General features: G+C 69.1%; 17 protein-coding genes and 1 pseudogene. 8 read left to right on the top strand and 10 right to left on the bottom strand.

All coding sequences use genetic code 11. The features are described 5' to 3' along the window. Positions 1–114 precede the first annotated feature (114 nt). On the bottom strand, positions 115–2,127 hold the full coding sequence (locus ACWEVS_RS09345; RefSeq protein WP_452550770.1) for a BTAD domain-containing putative transcriptional regulator: 2,013 nt from the start codon (positions 2,125–2,127) through the stop codon (positions 115–117). A 128-nt stretch (positions 2,128–2,255) separates the two neighbouring features. Here ACWEVS_RS09345 and ACWEVS_RS09350 point away from each other — a divergent pair, with 128 nt between their 5' ends. Further along, a complete protein-coding gene (locus ACWEVS_RS09350; protein ID WP_452415051.1) occupies positions 2,256–3,137 on the top strand; it encodes an alpha/beta fold hydrolase in 882 nt (293 codons plus the stop codon). 247 nt (positions 3,138–3,384) lie between these two features. On the opposite strand, the gene ACWEVS_RS09355 is transcribed toward ACWEVS_RS09350, so the two are convergent. Next, positions 3,385–4,020, bottom strand: a complete 636-nt coding sequence (locus ACWEVS_RS09355) for a TetR/AcrR family transcriptional regulator (RefSeq protein WP_452415049.1) — start codon at positions 4,018–4,020, stop codon at positions 3,385–3,387. Positions 4,021–4,095: 75 nt separating this feature from the next. Here ACWEVS_RS09355 and ACWEVS_RS09360 point away from each other — a divergent pair, with 75 nt between their 5' ends. Continuing rightward, positions 4,096–4,533 (top strand): VOC family protein, encoded by a 438-nt coding sequence (locus tag ACWEVS_RS09360; protein ID WP_452550771.1) that lies wholly within the window; start codon positions 4,096–4,098, stop codon positions 4,531–4,533. A 79-nt stretch (positions 4,534–4,612) separates the two neighbouring features. On the opposite strand, the gene ACWEVS_RS09365 is transcribed toward ACWEVS_RS09360, so the two are convergent. The 5 genes from ACWEVS_RS09365 to ACWEVS_RS09385 all read right to left on the bottom strand — a co-directional run bounded on the left by ACWEVS_RS09365 (position 4,613) and on the right by ACWEVS_RS09385 (position 8,514). Then, the gene (locus tag ACWEVS_RS09365; RefSeq protein WP_452550772.1) at positions 4,613–5,575 is read right to left on the bottom strand and encodes a hypothetical protein; all 963 of its coding nucleotides are present in this window, start codon (positions 5,573–5,575) and stop codon (positions 4,613–4,615) included. Between the two features lie 187 nt (positions 5,576–5,762). Further along, entirely contained in the window at positions 5,763–6,389 is a 627-nt protein-coding gene (locus ACWEVS_RS09370) for a TetR/AcrR family transcriptional regulator (protein ID WP_452415045.1), read from the bottom strand. Positions 6,390–6,397: 8 nt separating this feature from the next. Next, positions 6,398–7,318, bottom strand: coding sequence for an alpha/beta fold hydrolase (locus ACWEVS_RS09375; protein WP_452550774.1), 921 nt, complete (start codon positions 7,316–7,318; stop codon positions 6,398–6,400). A gap of 320 nt (positions 7,319–7,638) precedes the next feature. Next, complete coding sequence (locus ACWEVS_RS09380; protein WP_452550775.1) at positions 7,639–7,908, bottom strand: hypothetical protein; 270 nt, start codon at positions 7,906–7,908, stop codon at positions 7,639–7,641. A gap of 36 nt (positions 7,909–7,944) precedes the next feature. Next, the gene (locus ACWEVS_RS09385) at positions 7,945–8,514 is read right to left on the bottom strand and encodes a GNAT family N-acetyltransferase (protein WP_452550777.1); all 570 of its coding nucleotides are present in this window, start codon (positions 8,512–8,514) and stop codon (positions 7,945–7,947) included. Positions 8,515–8,931: 417 nt separating this feature from the next. On the opposite strand from ACWEVS_RS09385, the gene ACWEVS_RS09390 reads away from it, so the two are divergent. Continuing rightward, positions 8,932–9,891 (top strand): GNAT family N-acetyltransferase, encoded by a 960-nt coding sequence (locus tag ACWEVS_RS09390; protein ID WP_452550779.1) that lies wholly within the window; start codon positions 8,932–8,934, stop codon positions 9,889–9,891. Positions 9,892–10,332: 441 nt separating this feature from the next. On the opposite strand, the gene ACWEVS_RS09395 is transcribed toward ACWEVS_RS09390, so the two are convergent. Then, positions 10,333–11,580, bottom strand: a complete 1,248-nt coding sequence (locus ACWEVS_RS09395) for a cytochrome P450 (RefSeq protein WP_452550781.1) — start codon at positions 11,578–11,580, stop codon at positions 10,333–10,335. 195 nt (positions 11,581–11,775) lie between these two features. Here ACWEVS_RS09395 and ACWEVS_RS09400 point away from each other — a divergent pair. After that, positions 11,776–12,000: pseudogene (locus ACWEVS_RS09400) on the top strand (phosphotransferase); the annotation flags it as partial. Between the two features lie 375 nt (positions 12,001–12,375). Here ACWEVS_RS09400 and ACWEVS_RS09405 read toward each other — a convergent pair. Beyond that, complete coding sequence (locus ACWEVS_RS09405; RefSeq protein WP_452550783.1) at positions 12,376–13,023, bottom strand: hypothetical protein; 648 nt, start codon at positions 13,021–13,023, stop codon at positions 12,376–12,378. Positions 13,024–14,266: 1,243 nt separating this feature from the next. Here ACWEVS_RS09405 and ACWEVS_RS09410 point away from each other — a divergent pair. Together ACWEVS_RS09410 and ACWEVS_RS09415 are read left to right on the top strand one after the other, a co-directional pair. Beyond that, a complete protein-coding gene (locus tag ACWEVS_RS09410) occupies positions 14,267–14,608 on the top strand; it encodes a histone-like nucleoid-structuring protein Lsr2 (protein ID WP_354913469.1) in 342 nt (113 codons plus the stop codon). A gap of 766 nt (positions 14,609–15,374) precedes the next feature. Then, positions 15,375–15,776 carry a hypothetical protein gene (locus ACWEVS_RS09415; protein WP_354913471.1) on the top strand — a complete coding sequence of 134 codons (402 nt, stop codon included), beginning with the start codon at positions 15,375–15,377 and terminating at the stop codon, positions 15,774–15,776. Positions 15,777–16,370: 594 nt separating this feature from the next. On the opposite strand, the gene ACWEVS_RS09420 is transcribed toward ACWEVS_RS09415, so the two are convergent. After that, positions 16,371–17,072, bottom strand: coding sequence for an integrase core domain-containing protein (locus tag ACWEVS_RS09420; protein WP_452550785.1), 702 nt, complete (start codon positions 17,070–17,072; stop codon positions 16,371–16,373). Positions 17,073–17,202: 130 nt separating this feature from the next. Here ACWEVS_RS09420 and ACWEVS_RS09425 point away from each other — a divergent pair, with 130 nt between their 5' ends. Together ACWEVS_RS09425 and ACWEVS_RS09430 are read left to right on the top strand one after the other, a co-directional pair. Further along, positions 17,203–17,475 (top strand): hypothetical protein, encoded by a 273-nt coding sequence (locus ACWEVS_RS09425; protein ID WP_452550787.1) that lies wholly within the window; start codon positions 17,203–17,205, stop codon positions 17,473–17,475. Between the two features lie 141 nt (positions 17,476–17,616). Further along, positions 17,617–18,045, top strand: a 429-nt coding sequence (locus tag ACWEVS_RS09430) for a hypothetical protein (RefSeq protein WP_452550788.1), incomplete at its 3' end; no start/stop codon positions are given.

An 18,045-nucleotide genomic window follows, 5' to 3' on the forward strand; every position in this document is an offset into this window, starting at 1 on the left:
TCCGTGCGACCGCGGGCACGCAGCCCGAGGGTCGTGAGACGGGCGGCCATCCGGTCGGCCGTCTCACGGCGCGCGCAACTCGCCCACGCCCCTGGAGCCTGGTCGCGGCCTAGCTCATGTTCGCGCACCCGGTGACGACGAAGGACCGAGCGCAGCGGTGAAGGCCGCGAGCCACCTGTCGACGGGCCCGAGAGTGATCATGCCGCTGCCAGCGCCCGCCAGTTGACCGGCGGCAGGCAACAGCCGAGCGCGCGCCTGGGCGAGCACGACCTGATCGCCCACCTCCAGGGCGACCACGCCCTGCAGGCAGCACAGCGCCTCGTACATCAGGTCCGCGGGCGGCTCGGGCAGCGCCCGCAGCGCTGCCCGGGCATCGGCGCGATGCCCGCCGCGCAGCAAGGCGAAGGGCTCGGCCCAGGGGCGGTAGGGGCCCCAGTCGGTTTCCAGGTCCACCTGCTCGGCCGCCTCGAGCGCGGACCGGGTGCCGTCCACCAGACGCAGGCACAACAGCGCCAAGGGCAACAGGCCCTGCTCCACCCCAGGCATCCCGGCGCCCTCCAGCCGCGTGGCGGCGACCCGGTAAGCGGCCTCCGCCTGCGCGGGCTGCCCGACAGCAGCCAACCTCAGCGCGCGATACCAGTCGGTAAAGCAACCCACCAGCGGCCGTTCGTAGCGCTCCGCCAGGCGGTCCGCTGCGGCGGCGTGTGCGTCCGCCGCCCGGAAGTCGCCGAGCGCACTGCGGGCCTGCAACCGGATCAGGTGCCCGAGCACCTCGAAGGTCACCAGACCGTGCCGGGTGGCCAGCGCGAGGAGCTCCGCGCCGACGGTGTCGCGCCGCGGCGCCAGGCCCGCCCGGGTGCACGACTGCATGTACACCCCGTTGAGAGCGAACGCGAGCAGCGCCGGGTCGTCCAGGCGGCGGGCGATCTCCTCCGCCTCGCGTGCGGCCTGCGGTCCGCGCTCTGAGCGGGTGCCGCGCATCTCCAGCGCGATCGTGGCCAGCAGGCGGCAGCGTGCCGCGTCATACGACGGATCGCCGGGCAAGGCGGCCAGCGTGCGCTCGGCGGTGGCCACGATCCGCTCCGCCTGCTGCGCGTCGTCGCTGCGGGTCCAGATGGCGGGCACGTCGAAGGCGCCGATCACCCGGGCGGTCAGCTCGGGGTCACCGAACTCCGCCGCCGCCATGACCGCCGCCAGCCGGTGCTCCCGCGCCGCCCGAAGACCGCCGCCTCCGGTCATGGCGAGGTTCCGGAGCAGGCCGACCGTCGATTCCAGCCGGGTCCGAGCCCCGGCCGCGACCGTACGGTGGTACGTCGCCGTGGCCTGCTCCCACAGCCGGGCCGCCGCAGGCACCGGGCCGGGCGCAGCGTCCAGGAGTGGATCCTGGGCCAGGATGTCCGCCTCCAGACGGCGCAGCCGCGGGCCCGGGTCCAGCCCCAGCTGATCGGCCAGAGTCGTACGGGCCCTGCGCAGCACGCTCAACGCGTCGCCCTGGCGGCCCATGCGGTACAGCGCCAGCGCCAGCAGCCGCCACGCATCCTCGCGCCAAGGGTGCTCGACGAGGTGCGCGTCCAGGTCAGGCACCGCCTCGGCGGCCAGTCCGAGGTCCAACCGGGCCTGCGCCTGCAGTTCCACCGCCTGCAGCCGCAATTCGGCCAGGCGGGAGCGCTCACCGCCGACCCATTCCTCCTGCGCGAACTCGGCGTAGGCAGGTCCTCGCCACCATCCCATCGCCTCCTTCACCTGCTCCAGCGCCTGGGCAGGCGGCGACGACGCCGCGGCGCCGACCGCCGCCGCGAACCGCCAGGCATCGACGCCGTCCGGCGCCGCGCGCAGCGCGTACCCGGGCCCCTCCGTGACGAGCAACCGGGCGGGGGCCCGCGGCGGCCGGTCCGGCTCCAGAGCGCGGCGCAGGTCTGCGACGAAGGTCTGCACGGCGCCGGCCGCACCTTTCGGGGGCTCGTCCCACAGGTCTTCCACCAGGCGGGCGAGGGGCACCACGCGGCGGCGGGCGATGATCAGCCGCGCGAGCACCGCGCGGTGCCGCGGGCCCTTCAACGCCACGGCGGCACCGCCGCCGTCCCAGGCCACCACCGGGCCGAGCACCCCGAACGTGACCCGCTCCATCCCCTCACCTCCCCAGCGCGCTTCCGGCCCTCACGGTACGCGCTGACCGGATGCTGATTCGCGGGCGGCACGCTCGATGATGTCCGCCGACCGGCGGGCGCCCTTCGAGTGAACAAGAACGGCTCACCATGGCACCGACCATTCCCGACTTCGACTACCACCGCGTCCCCGTCGCCGACGGTGTCGCCCTCCACACGGCAGTCGGCGGCACCGGCAGCCCGATCGTGCTGCTGCACGGCTTCCCGCAAACCCACCTGATGTGGCGGCACGTCGCAGCCGACCTCGCGGCCGACCACACCGTCATCTGCCCCGACCTGCGCGGCTACGGCGCCAGCGACAAGCCCGCCGGGACGGCTGACGGCACCGCGTACGCCAAGCGCGCCATGGCCGCCGACATCGTCGCCCTGGCCCGCGCCCTCGGCCACGACCGCTTCGCGCTGGCCGGACACGACCGCGGCGCCCTGGTCGCCTTCCGCGCCGGCCTCGACCACCCCGCGGCGATCACTCACCTGGCCTGCCTGGACGTCCTGCCCACCCTGGACATGTGGCAGGTCATGCACGGCACCACCGCCGCCATCGGCTTCCACCTCTACCTCATGGCCCAGCCTCCGGGCCTTCCCGAACAGATGATCTCCGCGGCTCCTGACGCCTTCTTCGGCCACTTCCTCGACATCTGGCACCAGAACCCCCAGGCCATCCCCACCGACATCCGCGCCGCCTACCTGGACGCCTGCCGGAACGCGGTGCCCTCGATCGTGGCCGACTACCGCGCCTCCGCCACCATCGACGTCGAGCACGACCAGGCCGACAAGGACGCCGGCAGCCGCCTGCGCATGCCGGTCACCGTCCTCCAGCAGGACTGGGGCGCCGTCCTGGGCTTCGACGCGGCCACGCTGTGGCGCGCCTGGGCGCCCGACCTCCATCACAGCACCGTCAGCTGCGGCCACTTCATGGCCGAGGAAGCCCCCGCGGACATCAGCAGAGCTCTGCGGGACCTGCTCGCCCGCTGACCCCGCGGCATGCCGCAGCCCGGTCGCGGTGGTCACAGGTCAGGAGAGACACACGAGCCCGGCCGAGACAGCGCGTCAGCCCCGATGTCGAGCGGGGCCTCGGCCGCGAGCCCGGCAGCTATGCCGCGTGGGCACGCGCAACGCCGCGACCTTCCGGTGCGCCGGCTCGGCGGACGCCGGGTCGCTCCTGCGCCGGCCGGTCCGGCCAGGGCCGGGCGGACTGCGGCGGGGCGGGCTTCTGCCGCCTTCAGGAGCGGGGGGCGTCGTCGCCGTAGAGGAGCGAGGTCCAGGCCTTGGTGAGGGTGTCCACCAGGACCTGTTCGTCGTCGAACGGCGGGACGCCCCTCGCCGCGAGGTAGTAGAGCCGTTCGCCCAACCAGGTCAGCGACGCCGCGACCGCGCGGACGTCCACGTCGCCGAGCCGTTCGAGAGCCCGCGGGTCGGCTTGGATGCGGGCCGCGGCGGCGTCGGTGAACAGGTCCATCTGCGCCAGCCACAGCGCGCGCAGGTCAGCGTCGGAGCCCCAGCTTTCCACGATCGCCATGAGGACACCCGCGTTGTCGCGCCACAGCCTGGCGCCGTCACTCACGCCTGATCGCAGCGCGGCCACCGGCTCCTGCTCGTGGCCGATCCACGGCTGCGCGGCCTGCTGCCCCTGGGCGACGGCCTCCCGGACGAGCTCGCCGAGCACGGCCTGCTTGCTTGGGAAATAGAAGTAGAAGCTCGCGCGGGAGACCTCGGCCGCGGTGAGGATGTCGGCCACGCTCAGGGTGTCGAAGCGGTGCCGTTCCAGCAGGTCACGGGTGGCGGTCAGGATCCGCTCGCGCAGGTCGGCGGAGGCGGGTGCGGCGTCGGATCGACGGGGTGAACGCGGGCGTGACATGCGCCTCATCCTACGCACGGAGTGTCCGGACACACTGTATGGACGTGTTGTCCATACAGTGTGTATGGTCTTGCCATGACACACGTCGCGATTCACCTCGTCGTCACCGACGCGGACCAGGCCGCCGCCTGGTACACCGAGGCGCTGGGCGCCAGGGAGACCAGTCGGCTCACCCTCCCCGACGGCACCACGCTGACCGTCGAACTCCGCCTCGGCGACACCACCCTGGCCGTGGCGGGCGAGATGCCCGGCAGGGGCATGCGCGCCCCCGTCGGGCTCGGCGCCACCTCCGCGGCCCTGCACGTCCCGGTCGCCGACGTCGACGCGGCGTGGGAGCGGGCGATGGCAGCGGGCGCGGAGGTCTTCGAGCCGGTGCACGACGCCTTCTGGGGCGACAGGACCGGCCAGCTGTTGGACCCCTACGGCCACCGGTGGGCACTGAACCAGCACGTCAGGGACGTACCGGCCGACGAGATCGCCCGCAGGGCGGCGGAGCTGCTCACCGGCGCGTGACACTGGGGTTGGCGCCTGGCCGACCACCTTCGCCGGACCGGATCCCAGCCGGTCCGGGCCGCCGCGGTCTGCCGGCGGGCTAGGAGAGGCGTGTCGCCGCGTCGAGGACGAAGGCGGCGGCGACCGCTGCCCGATCGCCGCCGCCGCGTAGCTGTTCGAGAGCCGCGACCGCCCGGTCACGGCCTACGTCACCGGCTAGCAGCTCGACCGCGATCCGGTACCGCACCCCCCGATCGCCTTCAACGGCGAGCCGCGCCACCAGCGCCTCCGCCGATGCGCCCAGCGCGGCCCGCGCGCGAACCCGGAGATCGTCATCCTGAAGCGCATCATCGAACACCCCGGCGAACATCCCCGGTGCCCGCAGCTGGGCGAGCGCTTCGAGGGCGACCATCCGGACGGGCGTCCGAGCCGATTCGGGCAGATCGTCATGGCCCCGATCATCGAACTCGCCCGGATCCTGCACGAGAGGCACCACGACCGCCGCGTCGCCGGAGTCCCCGTGCGTCACGAACCACCGCAGGGCCTCGGCTCGCATACCGGGATCGGCCGCCGACAGATCCGCGAGCATCTCCGCCCTCACCCCTCCATGATCCCTCCAACAGTGCAGCCACTCCGACCGCCGCCAGGCTTCTCGGCGTCGGTCAGCGTCCGTCACCCCTTCAGACCGGTGTGGGCCAGGCCCGCATGATGAAGGTGGCGAGCACGCTCGGCGCGCCCAGTACCGGCACCAGGATGAGCGGCCAGTACGTGTCGGTCGGCCCCCGCCGTGGAAGAGCTGGAACAGCGGCACGATCGTGACCTCGCTCGGGATCAGCAAGCCGGTCAGCACGATCACGAACAGCACGTTCGAGCCGCGGAAGCGGACCCGCCCGAAGGCGTAGCCGGCCGGCGTGGAGACCGCCGGCGTGCCGACGGTGACGACGACGGCGATGTAGCCGTCCAGCCGGGCCGCCTCGAACAGTTCCTTCGGCACGCCCTGCAGCGCCGCCAGGAAGAGCTCCATGTTGAGCCCGACGTTCTTGAAGACCTGGACCACGGTCACCGGTGGTGCCGGGGGCAGGCATGGCCTTGCCGGTCTGCTCCTGTACGGCTGACGCGATCTTGACGGCCTCCTCCCTCGCCCGTCCCTTCGCCGGCACGCTCTGTCCGGCCTGTTCGAGCAGGTCGGCGTTGAAGAAGACACCGAACGGCTGGTCGGGGTGCAGGTGAGGAGCCCGGGTCGGTGCGGCTCAGTCCGGGGGCGGCCGTCGCGTGGCCGCCGGCCCGAAGAGACGATCGAGGTGGTAGTCGATGATCGCGACGGCGGCCTCGTGGCTGCGCTGCCGGCCCAGGACGCTGGCGGTCAGGCCATTGGCGAGAGCCAGAAGGGTGGCGACCTCGGTGCGCGGATCGCGATCGGAGGCGACGTCCCCGGCCTGCTGCGCGGCGGTCAACCGTACGGTGAGGAAGTCTTCCAGTGCGTTGGGCAGGGTGAGCCCGACCGCGGCGAGCGCCGGGTCGGTGAGGGCGGCGGTGTAGTAGGCGGTCCAGGCCATAGAGTCCAGCTTGCTCTGCTCGTCGAAGGGCAGGATCGCGCCAAGGACGGCGGCGAAAACGCCGCGTGGTGTCAGCTCGCCCGCGGCGGCGCCGGCCCGCTGCTTGACCCGGCGGTCCATGCGGGCACCCAGCTCGGTGAGGCCGGACTCGAGCAGGGCCAGCTTGTTCGTGAAGTAGTACTGGACGACGCGCAGCGAGACCCCGGCCTCGGCCGCGATCTCACGCATCGACACCGCCTGCAGGCCGCGGGTGCTGGCGATGCGCAGCAGCGCCTCGGTCAACTGGCGCCGCCGCTCATCATGATCCACCTGTCGGGGCATGCCCGTTCCTACCTGTTGTCCGTGCTGTGCTTCGGCGTTGCGGTCCCGGGCCGCGCCTGTCCGGGAAAGGTGAGGATCCGCTCGGCGACCAGGTCCGGAGCTTCGACGGGCAGCGAATGTCCGGTGCCGGGCACGATCTCCACGCGCCAGGACGGCGCGATGTCGGCCAGCCGCGCGGCCAGCGCCTGCGCGTCGAGCAGCGCGCTGCGGGCGCCCAGCAGCACCTGCACGGGCACGGACACCTCGCGTATCTGCTCGTCGGTGTAGGCGGGCGGGATGGGCACACGCCGGCGGAAGGACCAGCCGGCCCGCATCAGCTCCACCAGCCCATCCTCGCGCAGCACCCCGTTGTCCGCTACGCCGGCCATGCGGTGTCGCAGCGTCCGGGGAAGCATGGAGGCGATGGCGCCGGCAAGGGCCCACCGGATGAACCGCCTGGGCAACGGCGCGAAGCCGCCCGGGTCCACCAGCGTCAGCGCCGCGACCCGGCCGCCCCCGCCGAGTTGCTGTTCCACTGCGGCCCAGCCGCCGGCAGAGAAACCCGCCACGTGTGCGCGCTCGGCTCCGACTGCGGCCAGTACGTCGGTGATCCAGCCACCGACCTCGGCACCGGTCGCGAGCGGCTGCTTCTGAACCGAGCGGCCGGGCTCGCCGAGCGGGTCGACGGCAAGGACCGGGCGCGTGCGCGCCAGCGGCTCGATGTAGCGGTACCAGGCCAGCGCGTTCCCGCCGGCACCGGCCAGGAGGACCACGGGATCCCCCTCGGCGGGCCCGGCCCGGTGGATCCGCACGATGCCGGCGCGGGTCTCCACGTCGATGGCGTCAACCGGGACCGGCCACAGCTCGCCGAGCACTCGGTCATAGACGGCGTAGTACCTGTCACGGGCAGAGTCGCTGGTGAAGGCTGACGGCCGGTCGGGTGTGCGCATGGCTGACCTCATCCCCTTCGAATGGATACAGTCGTATCCTAACGGTGCCACCCCATCCCGCGGCAATCACGAAATCCACCGAACCCGTCCCGACCTGTGGCGCATTTTTCGCGCTGGTCAGGCCGTCAACTCAGCGATGTCCACGTGAACCGGCCCTTCAACCCGGTCCAGTCCGTACAGCTCAGCCTCGAGACCTCACATGAGACGGAATAGAGGAAGCGCCAGAGACCCGCCGGTGCAGGGGGCCCGGCCGGATCTGATGACTTCGCAGGCGACCGTAGGCCGAACAGCGGCAACGACTTACTCCGGATCGCGAGGGGTCAGGATGCTCGATGAACCGGTCGATGCGATCCGGACGACCCACCGCTCGGGCCGGTGTCGACGCAGGACGTCAGGACGAAGCGCCCGTCGTCGGCGAGTATGCGGCAGAGGCGGGCTCCGGAAGGGTTTCGGCCTTTGTTCTTGCCGCTGGGGATGACGAGCTTGCGGGCGATCTCGGGCCCTTTGACGCCGCAGGCGCACAGGGTGCAGGCGTAGGCGATCACGTCGTCGTCGAACACCTCGAGGCGGCCGCAGGCCATCAGCGCCACCACCACCGACCCCGCCGGGGCAGTATCGCGTGCGTCTCAGATTTCCATCATGAACCGTCGGCAGATGTGGACACGAGCGAACTGCTCACGCATCGACTGCTCCTCCTGCAGCTTTGCGTGCAGAAAGAGCGCGATGGGCCGAAGACCTGGTCGGCGGTTGCCGATGGCGCGATCAGGCTCCTCTGCGTCGGTGTAGTAGTTGGCGTAGACGTGCAGGTAATGCTCGCTCTCGGTGAAACCGTTCGAGCGATACCAACGCAATGTGCCGGGATCGTCCCTGGTCCAGGCATCGAGCGTCGATACGTTGAGCGCGGCGACCCGGCGGAGAGCTTCCCCCAGGAGCGCGCGGCCGATACCTCGGTACTGGTGGTCGGGATGAACTGCGACGGTGTCGATGGTGGCCAGTTCGCCGTCGACAGTGACGTCCAGCATCCCGAGCACGACGCCACTTCCTGCGACTGCGATCAACTCGAAGCCCGGAGCGGGGATGTGGGGCTTGCTCTTTTCAACGTCGTCGAAGTAGGCGGTGCCCAGAAAGGCGAGCACTCGGCAGCGGAGCCAAGAAGCCTCATCCGCTGGTCGATATTCGCGTATGACATAGCTCAAGACGGTGATCCCTAACGAGTGTGGAGATGTCCGATCGGTCGAGGTCGCGGCATTGAGAGATCACGGCGATGATTGTGCATGACGAGGCTGGTGGCGGCAATCAGGTTTGATTGCTCGCTGGTCCAGGCGCACCAGAGACACATGCTCGCCGTCGGAGGTGCCGCACTGGGGGCCGACGCGGGGCTGTCGTTCATGGTCGAACCGCTCGGAGGTCTCGTACGCCGCCAACGCGGTTCTTATGGTGGATGTGCTGGTGCTGCTGCTCTGGGCCTGGCGGCAAACGCTCGAGGCCTTTCCCCGGCAGGGCGGTCCCTGGCCTCGGGTGGTCAAGGGCCAGGCGAATGGGTTCCCTGGCCGATCACCTGGTAGCGGTGCGGGGGTTGAGTTGACGGAACCGTTTTGCCCTAGCCTGAGATCATGGACGTGGAGTGGGGGCCGCTCACCACGCGCGACGCCCCGGCCTGGGCTGAGTTCGCCACCGCGGTCGAAGCGGTGGACAGGACGGGCAGCCCGGTCACCGTGGAGCAGATGGCAGAGCGTCTGGCCAACCCGCTGCTTGACCTGCCGGAGGGTACGCTCGCCGCCAGGCAGGGCGGCCGGATCGTCGCGCTTGGGCTGGTCCCGGTCAGGCAGGCGGCGGATCCCGTCCACGTGATGGATCTATGGGGCGGCGGCGTGCATCCCGGCCATCGCAGGCGCGGATACGGCCGGCGGATCATCGACTGGTCGCTCAGAACGGCACCCGTCCTGCACGAAAGATGCCATCCCGGGAAACCACTCCACCTTCACCTGCACGTCGATGACGGCAACCATGACCTGGCCAAACTCGCTGGCGAGGCAGGATTCGAAGCCGCCCGCGTCTTCCAAGGCAAGCGGCGCGATCTAGCCGTGCCGATCCCACCGCCCCGGGTTCCCGATGCGGTCACGATTGTCACCTGGACACCGGGGCTGGACGAGCAGGCGCGCGAGGTGCGCAACGCCGCCTTCCATGACCACTGGGGCAGCACGCCGCATACACCTGAGAGCTGGAAGCGCCTCATCACCGGCACAGCAGCTTTCCGCCCTGAATCCTCGTTCCTGGCGACGGCGGACGGTAAGGCGGTGGGCTGCTTGCTGACCCATTGCCGCGAGGTCGACATCGTGGCCACCGGCGTACGGGAGGCTTGGGTCCAGATCATCGGGACTATCGGGGAGTGGCGCGGCAGGGGCATAGCGAGCGCACTGATCGCACATGCCCTCGCCTCGTTCAAGGCGCAGGGGTACGCGACGGCGGGGCTGAGCGTCGACGCCGCCAACGAAACCGGCGCGGTCGCGATCTATGAGCGCGCCGGTTTCACCACCTTCAAGGCTGTCACCACCTATGTTCACGCTTTCTGATTGGCCGTCCCACGGCTTCCCCGAAGCGTCGGTCAACCGACAACAAGACCTGCTCTGGAGCGCCGAGGCGCGGCGGCTGGACGGTACCTACAACGCGCTCCCCCACCAGGCGCTGCGCGACTGTCTGGTAGCCCCGATCCCCCTGACGCCGCCACGCGGCACCTGGCCGCGGGCAAGGCGGCGGCCGAGGCGAGCGGTCAGGCCTACCAGCGCGTGTGTGTGAACCTGCGGACCCTCACCGAGGTCGGCCTACGGCTACCACCGGGTGCCGCCCCCGCACCGGCTGTGGATCTGGGAAACCGACCTGGAACAGGCAGGCAAGGACCTATCCATCAAATCCTGAGCCGTATCGGCAGCCTTGCCGTGGGGCGCATCGACGGATCGCGGCCATCGCCACCCGGCTCCCGCTGTAGCTCGTGGGTGCCCTTTCCCTCGGCCGTCTCAGGACCAGGTGACCGGCAGCGATTGCACGCCGAAGATGAGCATCTCGTTGCGTACCGGCACCTGCTCGGCCGGCACCGCCAGGCGCAGATCCGGCAGACGGGAGATCAGTTCGCCCAGCCCTATCCGCATCTCGATCCGGGCCAGCTGCTGACCCAGGCACTGGTGAACCCCATGCCCGAAGGCCAGGTGCGGAGTACGCGAGCGGCGCAGGTCGAGCGCGTCGGGAGCGGGCCAGTGCCGCGGATCCCGGTTGACCGCGGGCGTGGCGATCACGACGGTCGCGCCGGCCGGGATGTCCACACCACCCAGCGTCACCGGCTCCGTGGTGACCCGGCTGACCCCGAGCTGGATGATCGACAGGAACCGCAGCAGCTCCTCCACCGCGTTGTCGATCAGGCCTGGATCGGCACGCAGCGCCGCGAGCTGGTCGGGATGCTCCAGCAGCGCGAACATCCCCAGACCCAGCATGTTCGCCGTGGTCTCATGGCCCGCGTTGAGCAGGACGAGTGCGACATCTACCAGCTGCGCGTCCGTCAGGGGCGGATCGGCGTCGTGGATGAGCCCTGACAGCAGGTCGTCGGCGGGGTTCGAGCGCTTGCCGGACACCAGCCGCCGCATGAACGCCGACAGCCCGGCGCGCGCCATGGCCACCTCCTGCGGGGTGGAGTTCGCGCTCAGCCCGACCGCCGTACGTTCCTGGAACTCCGCGCGGTCGGCGTAGTCCACGCCCAGCAACTCGCAGATGAGCAGCGACGGCAGCGGCAACGCGAACGCCGGCACCAGATCGGCCTTGGTGCCCGCCGCCTTCATCGCCTCGATGTGCTCGACCGCGATCTCCGTCACTCGCGATTCCAGTTCCCGGATCCGCCGCACCGTGAACTGACCCGTCAGCAGCCGCCGCAACCTGGAGTGCTCCGGCGGGTCCATGAAGACGAAGAGCCCGTCCTCCCGCTCCGCCGTCCCGGCCGTCTTGTGTGGCTGCGGCGACGTCGCGTCCCGATGGCGCACCTTGTCGGCGCTGAAACGCGCGTCCGACAACACCCTACGGGCCTCCTCGAACCCCGTCACCAGCCACGCCCGCGCTCCATTGAGCAGATCCAGCGGCCGGACCGCGCCCTCTCCCCGCAGCCCCGGCGGCGGATCGAACGGGTTACGCCCCCGCTCCACCATGTCCACCGGCAGGATCCGCCGCATCGCCGTGGTGCTCACGTCTGGAGACTTCCCGGTCAAGCTGTTGTCGGTCATCAGCACGTCCTGTTCTCGAAGGGGCCTTAGAGTACACAGCTGCATCTAATGGCGGACACCGTAAGTCAACGCGATAAGATACGCAAGTGGATCCTAAGCGGTCACCGGGCGATCGGCGCGCAGGTGGCGGACCCGCGGCGGTGGCGCATCCCCTCGACACGACCTCGAACCCCACGACGCGCTGGTCGAGCAGGGATGTCACGGCTCCACCTACGAAGCGGTCGCCGCCGGGGGCTGATCCCCGAACCGGACGCCGTCCGCGCGGTCTGGGACGACGCCGTCGCCGCGCCCGACTGGACAGGCCCGGCGCTGTGGCTCCACGGCGACCTGCATCCGGCCAACGTCCTCACCGCGGACAGCACCATCTGCGGCGTGATCGACTTCGGAGACTTCGCCGGCGATCCGGCCGGCGACCTCGCCGCCGCCTGGAACCTGCTGCCGGACGGCGCCGCCGACCGCTTTTATGACGCCTCCCCGGACACCGCGACCCTGCGCCGCGCACGCGGATGGGGGTACGCCGCGCCCTCGGCGGCATCTGCGTCCGGTGGCGCGCTCCGGTGCACCTCGCTGTCCCTTCAAGGCCGCTGTGCACCCGTGTCCTGTCCGCGCCGGCCCCACTGGTCGCCGAGTGTGTACGGCTGCGCGTCGCGACGGGCTGACCGAGCCGCTCATCGAGGAGCTACGGCGTCGGCGGTCAGGCGAGGATCTCTGCGGTGGCGGTCAGGACCGCGCGGCCGAGGATGTGGCTGGCGTCCGACTGGCGAGCTGATCTCGTTCTCCAGGAGAAGCGGTGGACTATTCGTCGTCGGGGCCTGCTGGCTCGGTACCCGCCGCGATCTGCAGTGGTGCGGCGGCCCCGCCGGTGATCTCGTGAGCGTGATTGAGCGTGTAGTCAAGCTGCCTGGCCAGGCGCGGGAGGCTCGCCGGAGGTAGATACGCATCAGCGCCGGCGTTGAGCAGGCGTCGGACCGGACCGTGGTAATTGACTCCGAGCTCGTGATCCTCGATTTCGGTGACGATGACGCGAGCTTCCGGGAACATCGATCGGAGCGCTCCGATCAACTGCGGGCTGCCTGGCGGTACCAGCAGCACGTCGGTTGTCTTGGGAGCTGCGTGCATGTCGAGCACGACGTAGTCCGCGCCGAGTTGGGTCGACAGCGCCACCCGAGCCGCGGCCGACAGCTCCATCGCGGTGGCCACGACCGTCACACCGTCGTAGTCGATCGGTGCTTGATCATCGGCCTCGTCTGGCGCATCGCGATCGACGATGGCGCCTTGCACCACGTCGATGGTGCTGGAGATCGTCGCGATCGACGCGCCGTCACGCGTGACCACCAGTTCCTCACCAGGCTCGAGGGCGTCGATGAGTGCCACGACGTCCTCGGGAAGGCGGATCACGTCGATTCGCTGCGCGGACCGCGCGGCGCGCTTGCGGATCACCATGCCTGGAACGAGCTCACGACGGCGGCGAGGGCCGGCTGCGCGTCGTGCGCAACCCCTGTCGACCGGTCCTTCGGTCCCATCCGTGATGACACGGCTATCCGAGGGCGCTGTGGTGCTGGCCGGCTCGGCAGAGGCGGGGACTCGCTCGATGAACTTGTGAGGGGCCTGACACTCGAAAGTGACCTCACCTCGGGATCACGCAGCACCAGTCGACCCGACCCGATGCCGGTGGCGGACGAAAGGGGCAACGTCGTCACGGCGTTCAACTCCTTCGCGCGAGTCAGGCCGATTGTCGATGGCGAGCCTATGGTGCCGCTGATCACCTTGGCGACATCGTTGTGTGCCATGCCGTGTTTGCGGTGATTTCACGCGCGTGTAGGTGCTGATCGGCTCCGGTCAGCCTCGTTCGGCCTCGGCTCTGCCTCCGGGCGCTCCATCTTGACCTGCTCCTCAGGAGCGCGAGCTGAGCCGATGCCGTGACCAGTGGAGAATGGTCAGCCCTCGACAGCCTTCTGCGTCGCGGGTCCATCCCGAGAACGACTCATACCCTCGCAGCGGACAATGTCCAGGCGCTGGAGGCTCTCGGGATGCACTGGGTCAGCGGCCGCGAGCGTGGTCGCGGAGGCCCTGCGCGTCTTCCACGCCGAGCACGGGCCCCATCCGCGTGCCCGCTGCCTACGTCACCGGCGACGGCTTCACCCTGAGGACCTGCTTCCACGAACAAGAAGAGCACCATCGACCGCGGCGGCGGCGCCGCGATGAACGGTTCGATCGACGCGCTCAGCGAGCGGGTCCACCGCGTGCCGAGCGATGGCGGCCAGAATCCACCCATCGGCCAGCAACGGCTCCAGAAAGTCCCGGCCGTCGCGCGGTCGAGAACATGCCGGCAGATCAGCCACCCGCGGCTCAGTTGCCGGTTCGCGTTGGTGGCACGCCTCATGTGGCCCTATCTTGGTCGCGCGGCTGTCTTGCTTCCGTTGTACTCGGCGGCCTGCGCCTGCTCGTGTGTGAGTGGCGCCCCCCGCCGAACAACCCGCTGATGGTCATGATGACTGCCCGAGCTTGCCAAAAGAAGCAGAGCACGAGAATGCTGAAGTCGTCTGCCGGCAAGCGCTTCCGTAGGTATAGGGTTCGTGCAACACGCCGACGGCTGTTGAAGTATGGATTACCGCTATGCCTGCACGGTATAGCGTTGGAGAAGCCAGCTGAGCTCGTCTTAGCATACCGATTTGGGGACCGATCAATGGCTAGACAGATCGTACAGACTTTCATTGATGATCTTGACGGGACTGCTGCTGAGCGGACCACCAAGTTTGCTCTCGACGGCGAGAACTACGAGATCGACCTGTCGGGAGCGAACCGCGAGAAGCTGGAGAAAGCTCTCGCTCCCTACATCGTCAAGGCGCGGAAGGTCGTGCAGCCTCGCAGCGTCCGAGCCGGTCGCGGTGGCTCACGCGGCAGCACTGCCATGAGCCGGGAGAAAAGCGCCGAAATTCGCCAGTGGGCCAAGACGCACGGCCTTCAGGTCAGCGAGCGTGGCCGTATCTCCTCGTCCGTGGTCGAGCAGTACGAGGCCGCCCACTAGGACGAACGCGAAAGCCCCCTCCTTCTTCGGAGGGGGCTTTCGCGTTATGGAGAGCAGACGGCGCCGACGAGCGCAGCGCCAATGAGGGAATCGACCACGCCTGCGCCAGCCGCGCGAATAGCTGCGGCGTGACTGTCGTTGAAAGCTTGAAGATGCCACTCCCCTATTGATTTCGACGGATAGCAGGAGCATAAGAACGACTTTGACGCATGGCCACGTCCCCGCGCCCAGCTCCAACTCCGCCGCGTCGGGCGGCAGCCAGGATCGCAGCAAAATCACTTCACGAAGGGTGTCCCGGTTTCGGAGCGCCTCACCGAAACGCCCGACAGCCTCGCCGAGTGGATCGACCGCTATGTCGATCCCGCCGTGCGCGAAGTGCGCTCCAGCACGGTAAACCGGCAAGACCTGCGGCGCTTTGTCACTTGGCCGGCCATCGGCCTCGGCCACACTCGGTGCCCCTTTTCTATGAGAGCGTCGGCCTCGTCAACATCGCCGGATGATTGGACCGCGACTACGGCAACAACACCCCAGCCCCGGCTTCCGCATGGCCACCGGCACCGCCCGGGAGATGCTGAAAGCCAGCGACCCGCGCTTCGTCATTGACAAGACTTACAGCCGACTCGTCGTCGCTGGAGCTGCACTACTTCCTCGGGCGGAGTGGTGGGATGCGCGCTGTCGGGCTACTCGGGCTTGTACGCCCTTGACACCGGTGAGATCCTTCTGAGGCCGGTCTGGAGAGGTAACGACCCACTCTGAGAGGGATGCGATGACCAACGACCCAGCACTGCAGGCCCTGGCCAGGCTCATCGGTACGTGGAAGATCACAGGAGGGCACGAGGGAAGCGTGACCTACCGCTGGCTGAACGACTTCTTCCTTCAGCAGGATGTCCACCTGGGCGGCGCACACGGCATCGAGATCATCGGCCGGGAACGGACGCTGATGGCCGAGCCCAGCGCCGACATCAAGTCTCGCTACTACGGCGATGACGGCAGCACCCTCGACTACACCTATGAGCTAGAGGGCGACACCCTCACCATCTGGGCCGGGGATCGGGGCTCCCCTGCCTACTACCAGGGCGTCTTCAGCCCCGACGGCCGCAGCCTCACCGGAGCCTGGGTCTACCCGGACGGGGGCGGCTACGACTCCAACGCCGAACGCGTCGAATAGGGGCTTGAGCAACACCGGAATAATGAAAGGTACCGCGCGCCGACGATCGCCCATCAGGTACGGGCCTGGAGCCGAACGGCCAATGGCGTGGCGGGTGGCCTCTTCCTGCGCTTGCAGCGCGAGGATCTTGAGTCCAGGCTGGGGTGGGGCGATGGAGCCGTGTCCCTTCGGCGTCGGTGACGCTCTGGGTGGCGGGCTCGGCGCATGGGCCGGCGATGCGGTCGTGGTTGGACGGGGCTGACAAGCCATCGCTCAGGGCGGTTCGAGCCCCCACGCGGGCAGGGGGCTGCCAGATGATGCACAAGAGCCAGGCCTCGGAGAGATCGCGGATCGGCCTCCGGAGCGGGGTGCGCGGGTCCTGGTGACAGCGCCGGCCAAGCAGCCGGCGAGCACCCGCTCCGCGCCGATTGGTCTCGCATGGCTGACGTTGAATGCGCTCACGTCGCGCTGCCCGCCGCCGGGAGCGCGGCCGCATGGAGGCGCGTGGTCTGATGGTCGTCTCGACGCAGGGTCGAAACGACAGCCCATCAACACGGTCCGCACACAAGAGCAGCCAGTGAACAGTGCTCCTGCCGAAAACCTCATCCATGCAGTTCAAGCGGCATATGAGTACTCGTGGAGGACTCCTCCGAGTCGGTCTCTTCGGCGTACGTTCAGGTCGATGATTCGCTCTGGATCGGTGATCGGATCCGGGACGGCCCGCAGGGGAGCCGCCTGGGCCAGGGCTTGGTGGGCTCGGTGCTGGTTGTAGAAGTGTTCGTACTCGCGTAGGGCGTGCCGCAGGTGGTGTTCGTTCCAGAGCAGGCAGCGGTCCAGGAGTTCGCGTCGGCACGACTGCACCCATCGCTCCATGACCGAGTTCATGCGGGGCATGCGGACGCCGGTGAGCACCGTGTGGATGCCGGCGTCGGTGAGGATCTCTTCCATGAGGGCCGGGAACTTCCCATCCCGGTCTCTAATCAGATAGCGCGCCCGGCAGCCCGCGTCCTCCAGGTCCATCACGAGATTCTTGATCGCCTGGATGACCCAGGCGGCGGTCGGATGGGCGGTGGTGCCCAGCACGCGGACGCGCCTGGTGGCGTGCGCAATGACGGCAAGAATGTACTGACGCTGCCCGTTCAAGGTGACGGTCTCGATGAAGTCGCAGGCCAGCAGCGCATCGGCCTGGGAACGCAGGAGATCCGCCCACGTCACCGACGCCCGCCCGGGAGCCGGATCAATGCCTTCCTGCTTGAGGATCTCCCAGATGGTGGAGGGCGCGACCTTGATGCCGAGGGTGGCGAGCTCGCCGTGCACTCGCCGGTATCCCCAGGATGGGTTCTCCCGGACCAGACGCAGAATGAGCGCGGATGGAGCGGACAGTGGGCGGGCGCCCAGGCCGCTTGGGCCGGCAGGTGCGGGCGTGACGCTGCTTTAGCAGGTCGCGGTGCCAGCGAAGGACGGTATCCGGTCGCACGAGGAGCCCCAGTCGGCGCAGGACCTTGCGGGGCAGCGACGTCAGGAGTGCAGCGAGGAAGGCTCGATCCTCGAGGGCGAATCTCACCCTGGTGTCGGCGCCGAGCTGCCGTTCAAGAACGGTGATCTGGTGGCGGAGGGCAAGGATCTCGACATCCTTGTCCCGATCACCCATGGGCAGCAGCCGCAGCGCGGCGAAGGTGTTCGTGACGGTCAGATAGGCCAGGCGAAAGAGCACAAGTGATCATTCTGCCGCGATCGGCCTCTTTCGAGAGCCGAAGCGGGTACACGCCAGGAGGAGCCGGGCAAGCCGGATGACCTGCGCGGATGACATTGTCGGCAGGCGCAGAGTCCAGCAGCAGGCCCTGGCCCTTGGCCTGCTCCCGTGACGGTGGGACAGTACGAGACGATCAGGCAGCGGGAGTTCTTGTCGAGGTCACCGGTTGAAGTCGCTACTGAGGTAGCCGTGAAACAGCGAGAAGGGGCTGTATCTTTTCCGAGGTTCTTCACGGAAGAAGAGGGTGCTCGCGACGACGTACCCCGTGAAGTCGCCGCCTCGGACCTCGAAAACATGATCTTTCCCCGACTGGATCCTGGTCGAGATATTCCGCAGTACGGCGCTCGCCCTATCGTGGTCCGCAACGTCGACAACGAGCTCACCGTCCATCCCGGCGGGCAGCATGATTGCCTCCACCGGTTTGAAGAGGAGTTCGACGTGGGGGCGTTCCCCCTGAGGACTGGACACCTGAGACCCTGGACCTTGCTGGTTCGGGGAGATCGGGAGAGTGTCCCGTTGGGGATGAAGAACTATCCA

Source organism: Nonomuraea sp. NPDC003754 (genome assembly GCF_053605785.1).